Origin of the sequence: Caballeronia sp. LZ001 (assembly GCF_031450875.1) — a bacterium.
Lineage (GTDB): Bacteria > Pseudomonadota > Gammaproteobacteria > Burkholderiales > Burkholderiaceae > Caballeronia.
In genome coordinates this window covers 3743392-3758177 of record NZ_JARTVX010000004.1, presented here as the reverse complement: position 1 = coordinate 3758177, position 14786 = coordinate 3743392, and the positions used below count along the sequence as shown (strand labels likewise).

The 14786-nt window shown below is 60.4% G+C and carries 11 protein-coding genes and 1 rRNA gene; 2 read left to right on the top strand and 10 right to left on the bottom strand.

Going from position 1 to position 14786, the window contains the following annotated elements; all coding sequences use genetic code 11:
* Positions 1-20 precede the first annotated feature (20 nt).
* From murF to coq7, 7 genes are all read right to left on the bottom strand, one after another.
* Positions 21-1451, bottom strand: coding sequence for a UDP-N-acetylmuramoyl-tripeptide--D-alanyl-D-alanine ligase (murF, locus tag P9292_RS28580; protein ID WP_244826306.1), 1431 nt, complete (start codon positions 1449-1451; stop codon positions 21-23).
* Positions 1448-2974 (bottom strand): UDP-N-acetylmuramoyl-L-alanyl-D-glutamate--2,6-diaminopimelate ligase, encoded by a 1527-nt coding sequence (locus P9292_RS28575; RefSeq protein WP_309962366.1) that lies wholly within the window; start codon positions 2972-2974, stop codon positions 1448-1450. The genes murF and P9292_RS28575 overlap by 4 nt, the downstream gene beginning before the upstream one ends.
* On the bottom strand, positions 2971-4830 hold the full coding sequence (locus P9292_RS28570) for a penicillin-binding protein 2 (protein WP_244826308.1): 1860 nt from the start codon (positions 4828-4830) through the stop codon (positions 2971-2973). Before P9292_RS28570 ends, P9292_RS28575 begins: the two co-directional genes overlap by 4 nt.
* On the bottom strand, positions 4827-5171 hold the full coding sequence (gene ftsL, locus P9292_RS28565; RefSeq protein ID WP_244826309.1) for a cell division protein FtsL: 345 nt from the start codon (positions 5169-5171) through the stop codon (positions 4827-4829). The genes P9292_RS28570 and ftsL overlap by 4 nt, the downstream gene beginning before the upstream one ends.
* Complete coding sequence (rsmH, locus tag P9292_RS28560; RefSeq protein WP_309844478.1) at positions 5168-6121, bottom strand: 16S rRNA (cytosine(1402)-N(4))-methyltransferase RsmH; 954 nt, start codon at positions 6119-6121, stop codon at positions 5168-5170. The genes ftsL and rsmH overlap by 4 nt, the downstream gene beginning before the upstream one ends.
* 15 nt (positions 6122-6136) lie before the next feature.
* Positions 6137-6565: a division/cell wall cluster transcriptional repressor MraZ gene (gene mraZ / locus P9292_RS28555; protein ID WP_250465724.1), complete on the bottom strand. Its 429-nt coding sequence runs from the start codon at positions 6563-6565 to the stop codon at positions 6137-6139.
* 384 nt (positions 6566-6949) lie between these two features.
* Positions 6950-7606, bottom strand: a complete 657-nt coding sequence (coq7, locus tag P9292_RS28550) for a 2-polyprenyl-3-methyl-6-methoxy-1,4-benzoquinone monooxygenase (RefSeq protein WP_244826312.1) — start codon at positions 7604-7606, stop codon at positions 6950-6952.
* 346 nt (positions 7607-7952) lie between these two features.
* Between coq7 and P9292_RS28545 the strand changes: the two genes are divergently transcribed.
* Positions 7953-9131, top strand: a complete 1179-nt coding sequence (locus tag P9292_RS28545; RefSeq protein ID WP_244826313.1) for a porin — start codon at positions 7953-7955, stop codon at positions 9129-9131.
* A 153-nt stretch (positions 9132-9284) separates the two neighbouring features.
* On the opposite strand, the gene P9292_RS28540 is transcribed toward P9292_RS28545, so the two are convergent.
* Together P9292_RS28540 and P9292_RS28535 are read right to left on the bottom strand one after the other, a co-directional pair.
* Positions 9285-10958, bottom strand: coding sequence for a long-chain fatty acid--CoA ligase (locus P9292_RS28540; RefSeq protein WP_309962363.1), 1674 nt, complete (start codon positions 10956-10958; stop codon positions 9285-9287).
* Between the two features lie 130 nt (positions 10959-11088).
* Complete coding sequence (locus tag P9292_RS28535; RefSeq protein WP_309962361.1) at positions 11089-13170, bottom strand: molybdopterin oxidoreductase family protein; 2082 nt, start codon at positions 13168-13170, stop codon at positions 11089-11091.
* A 167-nt stretch (positions 13171-13337) separates the two neighbouring features.
* Here P9292_RS28535 and P9292_RS28530 point away from each other — a divergent pair, with 167 nt between their 5' ends.
* Positions 13338-14528, top strand: coding sequence for a M20 aminoacylase family protein (locus P9292_RS28530; protein ID WP_309962359.1), 1191 nt, complete (start codon positions 13338-13340; stop codon positions 14526-14528).
* A 117-nt stretch (positions 14529-14645) separates the two neighbouring features.
* Here the strand turns inward: P9292_RS28530 and rrf are convergent.
* Positions 14646-14759 (bottom strand): 5S ribosomal RNA (rrf, locus tag P9292_RS28525).
* Positions 14760-14786 lie beyond the last annotated feature (27 nt).

The window sequence follows — 14786 nt, the reverse complement described above, 5'->3', positions numbered from 1 at the left end:
GCTGGTCCTTCTCTTTCAGTTCAGTGTGCCGCGGGCGTGGTGCCCGCGACGGGTGGTTGTGGACTTGTCACGGCGTCCACCACGCGCTCCATCTTCATGAAGCGCGAGCCTTTCGCGAGATACGTGGCGCCGGGTCCGAAGCCGGCTTGTTGCACAGCTTGAATCAGGGCGGCGACATCGTTGAAATGCGCGCCGGCCTGCTTCGATGCCGCAGCGTTGAATGCGTTCACGGAATCGACGCTCGCGTCGCCCAACGCGAAGAGCGCGTCGATTCCGCGTTGTGCCGCATAAGCGCCGACTTCGCGATGGAACGCTGGACCTTCTTCGCCTACTTCGCCCATGTCGCCCATGACGAGCACGCGCGGCGATGCCTGCGATGCGAGCACGTCGATGGCCGCGCGCATGGAGTCGGGGTTGGAGTTGTACGTGTCGTCGATCACGGTGGCGCCGGAAAGCGCGCCAAGCACCGCGCGCTTCACTTGCAGACGTCCCTTGACCGGCTGAAATGCTTCGAGACCGCGCTTGACGGCATCGAGCGATACGCCTGCAGCTAGTGCCGCCGCCGTTGCGGCCAATGCGTTGCGCGCGTTGTGATCGCCAAGCACGGCAAGCGCGATGTCGATCTCGCCTTGCGGCGAGCGAACGTGCACCGTCGTGCCGTCGAGCGTGCCGGTAACGGCCGCCTTCGCTGCGTCCTCGCTCAATGCGAAGTCCATGATCGGATTGCCGGTCGCGGCCACGCGCCAGATGCTCGCGTAGTGATCGTCGGCGGGAAACACGGCCGTGCCGGTTTCGCCGAGCGCGTGAATGACCGATGCATGTTCGAGCGCGACGGCTTCCACCGTTGCCATGAATTCCTGATGCTCGCGTTGCGCGTTGTTCACCACGGCGACGGTCGGCGCGGCGATCTTGCCGAGCACACTCGTTTCGCCGGGATGATTCATGCCGAGTTCGACGACCGCGAGCTTGTGCGCCGCGTTCAGGCGAAACAACGTGAGCGGCAAACCGATGTCGTTGTTGAAGTTGCCGGCCGTGGCGAGCCGCGCATCTTCGCCGACCGCGGCCGCGAAGATCGACGAGATCATTTCCTTGACCGTGGTCTTGCCGTTGCTGCCGGTAACGGCGACGAGCGGCATGGCAAAGCGCTCACGCCAGCCGTGTGCCAGCGCACCGAGCCCGATGCGCGTGTCCTTTACCTTGATGACTGGCAGCGGCCAGGCATTCCCGGATGATGGCTCGCGCGAAACGAGCGCCGCCGACGCACCGCCCTTTGCAACCTGATCGAGGAAGTCGTGCGCATCGAAACGATCGCCCTTCACCGCTACGAAGAGATCGCCGGCCTGAACCGCGCGGCTGTCGGTGACGATGCGTTCGATCGCGAGGTTTTCATCGCCCTGCAAAACGGCGCCGGGAATGAGCGCTGCGGCTTCGCGCAAGGTGAACATGGTCATTCGCCGCCTCCGCGCTGCTGCGTGGCACGTGCGGCAAGCGCGAGGCGTGCGTGGTCCTGATCCGAGAAAGCGCGTTTCTTGCCCATGATTTCCTGCGTGGCTTCGTGGCCCTTTCCGGCCAGCACGACGACGTCTTCGCGCGCCGCCGCGCGAATCGCCTGCAAGATCGCGCTCGCGCGATCTTCGATACGGCGCGCTTTCCTGGCGTCCTTCATGCCGCCCGCGATCTGGTCGATGATCGCTTGCGGGTCTTCGCTGCGCGGGTTGTCGCTCGTGATGACGATCTGATCGGCAAGGCGCTCGGCAATCGCGCCCATGAGCGGGCGCTTAGTCGCGTCGCGGTCGCCGCCGCAACCGAACATGCAGACGAGTTCGCCGCCACGCGCAGTCGCGATTGGACGCAAGGCGGCGAGTGTCTTGTCGAGCGCGTCGGGCGTATGCGCGTAGTCGATCACGACGAGCGGCTCATCGCTTTGCGGCCGTCCGCCGAGCCGCTCCATGCGGCCGTTCACCGATTCGAGTTTCGCGATGCGTGCAAGCGCGGTGTCGAACGGCACGCCGACTTCGAGCAGCACGCCGAGCACGGAAAGCAGATTACTGACGTTGAAGGCGCCGAGCGTGCCGACTTCCACGTCGGCTTCGCCCCAGTCCGACGAAAGATGAAACGCGGTGCCCGTTGCGGTGGCGCGCACGTTGGTCGCGAGCAAAAGCGCATCGGCGCTTGGCACGGCGTTCACGGGAATGTCGACGCCGTATGCAATCGTGCGCACCTTGCCGCGCAGCGATTCGATCAAACGTTGTCCCGCCGCGTCGTCGCGATTGACGATTGCGGTTTTGAGCGTGGGCCACGCGAAAAGACGCGCCTTGGCGGCTTCGTATGCGTCGAAAGTGCCGTGATAGTCGAGATGATCCTGCGTGAGGTTCGTGAAGATGGCGAGGTCGAAATCCGTGCCGTTCACGCGCCCTTGATGCAGCGCATGCGACGAGACTTCCATCGCCACGCCCTCCGCGCCCTGCGTCTTGAGTTGCGCGAGATTGCGCTGAAGCTGTGCCGCGTCGGGCGTGGTGAAGCCGGTATGCACGAGCTTGCCCGGCATGCCGATACCCAACGTGCCGACGATTGCGCACGGCCGGCCGAGCGCGGTGAGCGCGGTGGCAATCCACTGACTGCACGAAGTCTTGCCATTGGTGCCCGTCACGCCAACGGTGAGCATCGACGCGGTCGGCTCGCCGTACCATGCAGCGGCAATCGGGCCGGCGAGTTCGTTGAGCTTTGCAACGGCGAGCGTCTTCGACGCATCCGCCTTGCCCGTGAAGTTTTCCGGCTGATACAGCGCCGCCACCGCGCCCGCTGCGAGCGCGGCATTCAGATAAGAACGGTTGTCCGCGCCATCGACGGCATAGGCCAGAAACACGTCGCCGCTCTTGAGTGAGCGCGTGTCGGCATGCAGGTTCGCCGAGGGTTGCGCATGTGCGCGCAGCCATTCGACCGCGTTCGATATCTGGCGGGCCTGCGCGCTCATCGCACGACTCCCGGATGCGTCTTCGTATTGCTCGACACTGCGTATTTCTTTGCGGCTATTGCGTTGTTGGCGTTGTTCGCGGGCTGCTTCGCCGGCGGTTGCGTTGCGGAGTTCGAATCGTCGGTCACGACCATTTGCTTGACCGGCATGTCGGGCGGCACATTGAGCGCACGCAGCGTGTCGCCGGCGATGGCCGAGAAAACGGGACCCGAAACCTGGCCGCCGAAGTGACTGCCCGCCGTCGGTTCATCGACCGATACGGCCACGACGATGCGCGGATTCGGCATTGGCGCCATGCCGACGAACGACGCGCGATACTTCGAATGGTCGTAACCGCGACCCGCATGCTTGTACGCGGTGCCGCTCTTGCCGCCGACGCGATAGCCCGGCACCGCTGCATCCGGCGACGTGCCGCCCTTCGACACCACGGTTTCGAGCATGGCGCGCACTTCACGTGCGGTGGTTGGCGAAAACACTTGCTGACCCTGCGCCGGTTGATCGCCCGGCGTGCGGAAAATGGACACCGGCATGACCTGACCGTCGTGCGCAATCGCGGTATAAGCGCGTGCTAGCTGAAACAGCGAAGCAGACAAGCCGTAGCCATAAGACATGGTTGCCTGCTCGATGCGCCGCCAGCTCTTCCACGGCCTCAACCGTCCCGTCACCGCGCCAGGGAAACCAACCTTCGGCGCCTGACCGAGACCGAGGCTCGTGTACATGTTCCACATTTCTTCGGCGCGCAATTGCATCGCAATTTTGGTCGCGCCGATATTGCTCGATTTCTGAATCACTCCACCGACAGTGAGCGTGCCGAAACCTGAATCGTCCGTGATGCGCGCGCCGTCCAGCACGAACGTGCCGCCGCCCGTTTCGACGAGCGTATTCGGCGTCACGCGATGCAAATCCAACGCGAGCGAAACGGTGAACGGCTTCATGATCGAGCCTGGCTCGAAAGTGTCCGTGAGAATGCGGTTGCGCAGCTGCTCGCCAGTCATGCGCGTGCGGTCGTTCGGGTTGTACGTGGGATAGTTGACGAGCGCGAGTACTTCGCCCGTTTTGGTGTCGATCACAATTGCAGCGCCAGCCTTCGCCTTCGACTTCTCGACCGCAGCCTTCAGATTCGTGTACGCGATGTACTGAATCTTGCTGTCGATCGAGAGTTCGACGTCCGTACCATTATGCGGCACGACCTGCTCGTCGACATCCTCGACGATATGACCCATGCGGTCCTTGATGACGCGACGCATGCCAGGCGTACCCGCGAGGACACCTTGGTCGCCGAGTTCGACGCCTTCTTGTCCCTTGTCTTCAATATTAGTAAAGCCGATCAGATGCGCAGTGATTTCGCCTTCCGGATAGAAGCGCTTGTATTCGCCGCGCGAATAGATGCCGGGAACGTCGAGCTCCGCGACCTTCTGCGCGACTTCGAGCGGCACCTGACGCTTCACGTAGACGAAGGTCTTGTCCATCGAGAGTTTCGCGCGCAGATCTTTCTGCGTCATGTCGAGCAACTTTGCGAGTTGCGCGAGCTTGTCCGCGCCGAGGTCGTTCGGCACGGCTTCGGGAATTGCCCAGATGGCCTTCACCGGCAGACTCGTGGCGAGCACAAGACCGTTACGGTCGCGAATCTGGCCGCGCGTGGCGGGCATTTCCAGCGTGCGTTGATAGCGGCTTTCGCCTTGCTTCTTGAAGAACGCGTTGCCCGGACCCTGGATCCAGAATGCCCGCCCGGCGAGCGCGACGAACGCCATGAACAACATGAACACGACCAGCTTCGAGCGCCACATGGGCAGACGCACGGCGAGGATCGGATTCGGCGTGTAGGCGACGTCCTTTTGTTTCGCGGATTTTTTCATCGTTTGGCTCCGCGTGCGGGCGGCGCCGACGCGGGCAGCGGCGGCGGCATGGGCGCGTCGGCGGCCTTGAAGGTCGCCGGGTCGTAGGTCAGGTATTGCGTGCGGCCGGTAGCGACGGGCTGCATCTTCAACGAGTTAGTAGCCAATTGCTCGATGCGCGAGGTCTTCGACAACGCGCTCTGCTGATACTGAAACTGCGCATAATCCTGCTGCAACTGACGCTCTTGCGACTGCGCCCTTTGCAATTCGATGAACACTTGCCGCTGCTTGTTGGTGGCGCTGACGACCGACAACGCGCACCCGAGCACGACGATCAACAGGAAGATGTTGAGGCGATTCATGGCGCGATCCGCTCCGCGATACGCATGACCGCGGACCGGGCGCGCGGGTTGGCGGCGACTTCAGCGTCGCTCGGAAACACGCGGCCCACGACCCGCAACGGCGGGCTGGGAAGATCGACCGCGCGGATCGGCAAGCGACGGTCCACGGCGGGCGCGCTGGCATGCGCCTGCATGAAACGCTTGACGATCCGGTCTTCGAGCGAATGAAAGCTGATCACGACCAGCCGCCCCCCTTGCTCCAACAACGAAAGTGCCGACTCAAGTACTACTTGCAACTCCGCAAGCTCTTGATTGACGTGAATCCGTATAGCTTGAAAGGTGCGAGTTGCCGGGTCCTTGCCCTTCTCACGGGTTTTGACGACGTGACCCACGATTTCGGCAAGCTCGCTCGTGCTGTCGAGAGGCCCAAGACGCTCGGACTCTGCCCTGCGAGCAACAAGCGCCTTTGCAATCTGAAAAGCAAACCGTTCTTCCCCATAATCTCTGATCACCTCCGTGAGTTCCTGCACCGTTGCCCGCGCGAGCCACCCTGCCGCCGACTCCCCTCGAGTCGGGTCCATGCGCATGTCGAGCGGACCTTGCGCGCGAAAACTGAAGCCGCGCTCCGGGTCGTCCACTTGTGGCGACGACACGCCCAGGTCCAGCAACACGCCCGACACTCGCCCCATCCCACGCTCGCTCGCCGTATCGCGCAGGGCAGCGAAACTGTCATGCACGATCGAAAAGCGTGAGTCTTGTATCTGTTGCGCCGTGGCGATTGCGAGCGGGTCTTTGTCGAAGGCGACGAGCCGCCCCGCTTCGCCCAGCCGATCCAGAATGCCCCGGCTATGTCCGCCGCGCCCGAAAGTGCCATCTATATAGATGCCGTCCGCGCGCGTGATCAGCCCGTCAATTGCTTCGTTTAGCAGCACCGTGCGATGCTGCAGTTCATTTCTCATCGCAGGTGCCATGTTTTTAGCGCCGCGTCAGAAAGTGAAATTCTTCAGCGCGTCGGGCATGCCCTGCGCCATTGCCGCGGCTTCCTTCGCCGCATAGGTCTGCGAATCCCATAATTCGAAGTGCACGCCCATGCCGAGCAGGGTCACTTCTTTTTCAAGCGATGCGGCAGAGCGCAGTTCGGGCGAGACCAATACGCGGCCGGCGCCGTCCATTTCCACATCCATTGCGTTGCCGAGAAAGATGCGCCGCCACCACATGGCTTCCATGGGAAGCGCGGCGACTTTGGCGCGAAAGACTTCCCACTCCGGGCGAGGAAACAGCAACAGGCATCCATCCGGGCTCTTTGTGAGCGTCACCCGGCCTTCTGCCTGCCCTTGCAGCGCTTCCCGATAGCGAGACGGAACCGACATCCGTCCTTTCGCATCGAGCGTCAGCGCCGACGCTCCCTGGAACACTCGCCCTTCTCCCTGTGCTGACGCCCCCGTTGGCGCCCGTCTTTTTGCGAAGTAGCCTTAAAGTGACTCCGAAATCACACAAAAGACCACTTTCTGACACTGTCTCCCACTTTAGTGGAAGGCATTTCCTCGGTCAAGACGCGAAACTTTTTTTCGAGTAGTTTTTGCCCGTTAGAACAAGGACTTAGCGCAGGAGCTTAAAGTAGCACAAAGTAGAAAAGCGTTATAAATTATAGAGCTAGTGGACGATGTGAAAGTGTTACGTGAATTTGACCGACAAAATGAATGAAATGTAACCGTTCTTATAGGTGGATATGCCGCCTCCGCGCACGCGCAAACGGTAATTTGGTCGATGGAGCAGGCCATCGACCATGAGACTGCCGTCTAAATATAGTAAGCGGTGCGGGTCATGATCTTCGATGCTGCGCGCATCAACGCTCGCACGGGGAACGGAACCTCACCACCGCCCGCTCCGATAGCCGCGGCGGCATGTGCGGCTTCGTCCTGCCGCATCTGCTCGACGATCGCGCGCGACGCATGATCGTTTTGCGGCAGCGTCTTCATGTGGCCATCGAGATGTTGCTCCACCTGACGCTCGGTTTCGGCCATGAAACCCAGGCTCGCGCGATCGCCGAGGCGTCCGGCTGCAAAGCCGATGGCCAGTGCGCCTGCGTACCACAACGGATTGAGCAGGCTCGGGCGCGAATCGAGATCGCGAAGGCGCTTGGACGTCCACGCGAGATGGTCTTCTTCCTCGCGCGCGGCGTGTTCGAAGCTCGCCTTCAGCTGCGGGCTATTGGTCGCCAGCTTCTGAGCCTGATAAAGCGCCTGCGCGCAGACTTCGCCGACATGGTTCACGCGCATCAGACCAGCGGCGTGCGACCGCTCCTTCTCGTCGAGCGCGGGTTCGTCGATGCCCGGAAGGCTCATCTCCGACTGACCGAGCGCGTTCGGCTCCGGAACCGGCCGCGACATGCGGCTGATACCCGCCATGGAACGCAGGCCGCGGTCGAATTCGCTGATGACTTCGTCTAGCGTCATGGTTTTTCTCCCTCATCTCGTTGCGCGGAATTCGATGCTCTTCGCCTTCTTTCAGCAAGCCATATTCTCTGGCAAGAAATATCCAAAGCAGGCTTTTTGAACTAATCAAATTTTGAATTAGGGCAAACGCGAGTCATAAAATTCCTGCAAAACCAAGATTTTAGCGCATGTTGCAAAAACGTCACACGAGGTGCGCAGACCGGCCCCTTTTCCTTTGTCGCCCAAGTCCTCTTTGTTACATTACGTCTCAACTTCATTCAGAAGTGCCCGGCAGGGACGTCAACACACTGGCGCTAGAACAGTGACCTTGCCCAAAAGTCGCAAACACTCCTTGGAGATCTATTCAATGAAAAAGTCGCTTCTCGCTTTGGCCGCTTTGGGCACCTTCGCTGGCGCCGCCCACGCGCAAAGCAGCGTGACGCTGTACGGCATCATCGACGCTGGCTTCCTGTACTCGAACAATAGCGCTGGTCAGAAGTTGTATGCCTTGAACAGCGGCAACGTGCAGGGCAGCCGTTGGGGCCTGCGTGGTACGGAAGATCTCGGCGGCGGTCTGAAGGCCCTCTTCGTGTTGGAAAACGGCTTCAACGTGTTCAACGGCGCGCTGGGTCAAGGCGGCGACGAGTTCGGCCGTCAGGCTTACGTCGGTCTGTCGACGGCGCAGTACGGCACGGTCACGTTGGGTCGTCAGTACGACTCCGTGGTTGACTTCACCGGCGCGTTCGAAGTCGGCAGCCAGTGGGCGACGTACTTCGGTGCGCACCCGGGCGACCTCGACAACATGAACAACTCGTTACGCGTCAACAATTCGGTCAAGTTCACGAGCGCCAACTACGCCGGCTTCACGTTCGGCGGCTTGTACAGCCTGGGCGGCAACGCAGGTCAGTTCAATCGCAACCAGATCTGGTCGGCTGGTCTCGGCTACTCGCAAGGCCCGTTGCAATTGGGCGCTGCGTACTTGAACGTCAAGGACCCGAACTATTCGTTCTTCGGCAACAACACGACCTCGCGCACGGCTGCAACGGCCGGTACGGCTTCGAACTTCCCGAACAGCCGCGTGATCTCGGGCTTCGCATCGGCTCACACGCAACAAGTGATCTCGGCGGGCGGTGCTTATACGTTCGGCGCGGCAACGGTCGGCGCGACGTACAGCAACACGCAGTTCAAGGATGTCGGCCGCGAAGCCGGTGCCGGCCTCAACCCGGCTGCTTACACGGGCGGTTCGGGCAAGTTCCACAACGCCGAACTCAACTTCAAGTATCAGTTGACCCCGGCTCTGCTGCTCGGCGTCGCTTACGACTACACGAAGGGCTACGGCCTGGCCGACGCCAAGTACCACCAAGGCATGCTCGGCGCGGACTACTTCCTGTCCAAGCGCACGGACGTGTATATCGACGGTGTGTACCAGCACGCAACGGGTACGGATTCGACGCAACGCGCAGCAGTCGCAAGCATCAACGGTCTGTCGCCTTCGTCGACGTCGAACCAAGTCGCGGCACTAGTCGGTATTCGCCACAAGTTCTAACAAGTCTTAACATAGCGGTATCTCTTGAAAGGCGCCTTTGGGCGCCTTTTTTATATGGCAAGGCGCGTCGGGCATAACCGCTTCCATGCGATGCAAAGAAAAAAGCCTTCGGTCTTTCGACACGAAGGCTTTTCCATTTGCCAAATCGATTCTTCAGGCCGTGCCGTCGCGCAATTCGCGCCGCAAGATCTTGCCGACATTGCTCTTCGGCAGGTCGTTGCGAAATTCGATGATGCGCGGCCGCTTGTACCCCGTCAGCCGCTCCTTACAGAACGCCACGACATCCGCTTCGGTCAGGCTCTGATCACGGCGCACGATAAAGAGCTTCACCGCCTCGCCCGAGTTCTGATCCTTCACGCCGACCGCGGCCACTTCGAACACGCCGGGCAGCATGGCGACCACGTCCTCGATCTCGTTCGGATAAACATTGAAGCCGGACACGAGAATCATGTCCTTCTTGCGATCGACGATTTTCACGTAACCGCGATCATCGAAGACGCCCACGTCGCCCGAGCGAAAGAAGCCGTCGGGCGTCATCACCTTCGCGGTTTCGTCGGGGCGGTTCCAGTAGCCCGCCATGACTTGCGGACCGCGAATGCAGATTTCGCCGGGCTGACCGAACGGAACGTCGTTGTTGTCGTCGTCGCGAATGACTATTTCCGTCGACGGCAACGGCAAGCCGATCGTCCCCGTATATTCCATCGCCGTGACCGGATTGCAGGTCACACAGGGTGACGTTTCGGACAACCCGTAGCCTTCGACAATCGGCACGCCCGTCTTCGCGAACCAGCGTTTGGCGACGGCTTCCTGCACCGCCATGCCGCCGCCATTCGCCGCGATGAGCTTGGAGAAATCTAGCTGGTCGAATTCGGGATGATTCAACAGCGCGTTATAGAGCGTGTTGACGGCCGGAAACGTATTGATCTGTATGCCCTTCAGTTCCTTGATCGTCCCCGCGATATCGCGTGGATTCGGAATCAGCACGCCGAGTCCGCCGGTGCGGATCGTCAGCATGCCGCACACCGTCAGCGCGAAGATGTGATAAAGCGGCAACGCGACCACGCAGATGAACTGGTCGATATCGGGCCGGCGCTTGCGTGCCGGATCCAGCCAGACTTCGGATTGCAACACGTTCGCGATCAGGTTGCGATGCAAAAGCGTCGCGCCCTTGGCAACGCCCGTCGTGCCGCCCGTGTATTGCAGGAACGCGACGTCATCGGGCCTTTGTTCGACGCTATGAAACGTGGCGCGTCCACCTTCGCTGAGCGCGTCATTGAAGCGAACCCGTCCGGGCAGACTCCACTCGGGCACGAGCTTCTTCACGCGCCGCACGACCAGATTGACGACGAGCCCTTTCAAACCCATGAGGTCGCCGAGCGCGGCCACAACCACGTGTTTGATGGCCGTGTTCTTCACCACGGCTTGCAGCGTATGCGCGAAATTCTCGAGCAAAACGATGGCTTCCGCGCCGCTGTCCTTCAACTGATGTTCGAGCTCACGCGGTGTGTAAAGCGGATTGACGTTGACGACGATATAACCCGCGCGCAGAACCGCCGCAATCGCGATCGGATATTGCAACACGTTGGGCATCATCAACGCGACGCGCGCGCCGGGCTTGAGACCCTTCGTCTGAAACCATGCCGCGAGCTTTTTCGACATGTCGTCGAGTTCGCCGTAGGTAATCGACTTGCCCATGCAGACGAACGCGCGGCGGTCGCGGTTCTTGCGGAAACTGTCTTCGAGCAACTGGGAAACCGACCGGTACGCGGAAACGTCGATTTCAGCCGGTACGCCGTCCGGGTAGGACTTCAACCATGGTTTTTCCATGCGGCGTCTCCTTCTTATTGGAATTTAGAATGATCGTGCGAAAACGAGATGCTAGCTGCTTGCCTCGCTTCCGACAATTGGGTTAGACGCCGCCTTCCAGACTCGTTCCGGCCTGCTCTTTCATTACGACTCAATGCGTTGACTCCACTTCAACCAGGCAGTCGTAAAACGTCGCCGATCCCCCCAGATCGGTCAGTGCCTGGCTCGTTACCTGATTGGCGTTACGGCCATCGGGGGACAACTTCTTCCACCAGATCGACAACCCCACCACGACGCCCTCCTTCGCGCGTTCGGTTACACGGGCGCGCGCTTGCATCGAGCCGCGATCGTTGAAGATGCGAACCAGCACACCGTCTTCGATACCGCGGAGTTCGGCATCGGCAGGATGGATATCGAGATGCGGCTGGCCTTCGGTCGCGCGCAGACTCTCGACGTTCACGAAACTGCTGTTCAGGAAATTGCGCGCGGGCGGCGAGATCATCGCAAGCGGATAGCGCGCCGCGAGTTCGGGCGAGCCGTCCGTCGATTCGTACGGCGGCAGATAATCGGGCAGCGGATCGAGTCCTTCGTTTTTCAGACGTTCGCTATAAAACTCGCACTTGCCCGAAGGCGTGCGAAAGGCGCCTTGAGCCAAGGGCGCATCGGCAAGATTGAGTTTCAGCCAACCCGTCTCTTTGAGCGCGTTCCAGTCCTGACCTTCGAGCGTCGCATCGGCCCAGCGAAAGGCTTTCGATGCAATCTGTTCGTCGGTCTCGAAAAGTGCCGGTTCGGTGAGGCCCATGGCGCGCGCGAGACCGCGAAAGATGTCTGTATTCGTGCGCGCTTCGCCGACCGGTTGAATGGCCGGCAAGTTGGCCATCACATGCGTATGCCCGTAAGACTTATGGACGTCCAAGTGTTCGAGCTGTGTCGTCGCCGGGAAAATCAGATCGGCATAGTCAGCCGTATCAGTCTGAAAGTGTTCGAGGACAATGGTGAACAGATCGTCACGCGCAAAGCCCGCAGCGACCTTCGCGGAGTCGGGCGCCACGGCCACCGGGTTCGAGTTATAGACGATCAGCGCTTCGATCTTCGGGCCGAATGCGTCGTCTCCGGGGTTCAGCAGCGCGTCGCCGATAGCGTTCATATTGACGATGCGCGGCAGTTTCGACGGCCAGCCGGGCGACAGGTTCGGACGTTCGAGCGCGTTTCCATCGACCGGTGTCCAACCCGACGACGACAGCAGCATTCCGCCCGCGCGCTCACGCCATGCGCCCGTGAGCGACGGCAGACAGGCAATGGCGCGGACCGCATTGCCGCCGCCGCGCACGCGCTGCATACCGTAATTCAGGCGAATCGACGCCTTCCTGGTAGAACCGAATGCACGCGCGAGATCGATCACCGTCTTCTCGTCAAGACCGCATATCGACGCCACGCGCGAAGGCGGAAACTGCGCCGCGCGCGCCTTGAGTTCTTCGAAGCCGAGCGTGTGAGCATCGACATATTCACGGTCGATGAGATCCTCGCGAATCAAAACGTCGATCATGCCGAGCGCGAGCGCGGCATCCGTTCCGGGCCGCAACGCGATATGTTGATGACACTTTTCCGCCGTCAGCGACCGATACGGATCGATCGCGATCAACTTGGCGCCGCGCCGCTTTGCTTCCTGCGCACGCGTCCAGAAATGCAGGCTCGACGCGATCGGATTCGCTCCCCAGATCAGGATGATCTCGCTTTCTTCGAAAAACTCGGTGTGCATGCCGAGACTCGCGCCGTATGTGTAGCGCAAGCCGGCAGTCCCGGCGGCGGCGCAGATCGTCCGATCCAGCCGCGACGCGCCGAGCACATTGAAAAAACGCGCCGCAATGCTCTCGCCTTGTACCAGTCCCATCGTGCCGGCATAGCTGTACGGGAGAATCGCTTCGGGCGCGCGCTGTGCAATCGACATCAGCTTGTTGGCAGCCAAGGTGAGCGCGTCGTTCCAGCTGATCGCTTCGAAGCGCCCTTCGCCTTTCCGGCCGACGCGGCGCAACGGCGTGAGCAGCCGGTCTTTATGATGCGTGCGCTCGGCATAACGCGTCACCTTCGTGCAAAGCACGCCCTGCGTCGGCGGATGATCCGGATCGCCGCTGACCTTTACCGCTTTGCCGTCCTTGACCGTGACGCGCATTGCGCAGGTATCGGGACAGTCATGTGGGCAGACGGCTCGGGCGAACTCGGTTGGAGCGTTCATGGCATGGGTCCGGGATTACCAGATGAAAAGCGTCAGATGGAGTCGATTTTATTATGGTCGTCGTGGAAACGACCGTTCAAATCATCAAATAATGACGGCGTAGAATGCAAGGACCGACGCAGTGTCAATGCGCAACGTCCGAATTCAAACGTGAGAACGGTTCCAAAATGAATCTGATCCCCGAAATCGAAGCATCACACGAAGAAATCAAAGCTCTCCGACGAACAATTCACGCTCACCCGGAGCTGCGTTACGAAGAGACGGGGACGAGCAAGCTTGTCGTGGAAAGCCTCGAGCAATGGGGCATTACTGTGCATCGTGGGCTGGGAAAGACGGGCGTCGTCGGCGTGCTCAAGCGTGGCTCCGGCAACGGGTCGATCGGACTACGCGCCGATATGGACGCACTGCCCATTCAGGAAATCAACACCTTCGAACATCGATCGACCCACCCCGGCCGCATGCACGCATGCGGTCACGACGGGCACACTGCCATGCTGCTCGGCGCGGCAAAACACTTGGCGGAGCATGGCAACTTTAACGGCACGATTGTTTTCATCTTCCAGCCGGCCGAGGAAGGTGGCGCAGGCGCGCGTGCAATGATCGAAGACGGCTTGTTCAAGCGTTTCCCTGTCGATGCTGTCTTTGGGATTCACAACTGGCCGGGAATGCCTGCGGGGCACTTCGGCGTGGTTTCCGGACCAATCATGGCGTCGAGCAATGAGTTTCGGATCACGATTCGCGGCATCGGCTCGCATGCGGCAATGCCTCATAACGGGCGTGACCCGGTATTCACTGCTGTGCAGATCGCCAATGGGTTACAGGGCATCATTACTCGAAACAAGAAGCCTATCGATACTGCCGTGCTTTCGATCACCCAGATTCATGCGGGCGACGCGGTCAATGTCGTGCCGGATGAGGCATGGTTAGGTGGTACGGTGCGCACGTTCACGGTCGAGACTTTAGACGTTATCGAAGAACGTATGCGCAAGATCGTCGAAGCGACGGCATCGGCTTACGATTGCGAGGCGGAACTGCATTTTCATCGAAATTATCCACCGACGATCAACGACGCTGAGCAGACGAAGTTTGCGGCGGAAGTGATGACTGCCGTTGTAGGCAAGGATAAGGTGAACGCCTCAGTCGAACCGACAATGGGCGCGGAGGACTTTTCGTTCATGTTGCTTGAAAAGCCCGGGTGTTACGCGTTTCTCGGAAATGGCAACGGCGGTCATCGGGATCATGGACATGGTGCCGGTCCCTGCATGTTGCATAACGCCAGTTACGATTTCAATGACGATTTGTTGTCTGTCGGCTCGTCTTACTGGGTTCGATTGGCAGAGCGGTTCTTGACTCGATAATTTTGATTTTTTTTGGCGCTGCTCGAACTGAGCAGCGCTTTGTTTGCACGCCCAATGCTGCAGAAACGCAAAAACCCCACCTGGTTTGGGGGTGGGGTTTTTGTTGCTGCATGAGGAGCCTGACGATTACCTACTTTCACACGGGAGATCCGCACTATCATCGGCGTGGAGTCGTTTCACGGTCCTGTTCGGGATGGGAAGGGGTGGTACCAACTCGCTGTGGTCATCAGGCATGACTTGTTGTCGTGCGCCGGGTGG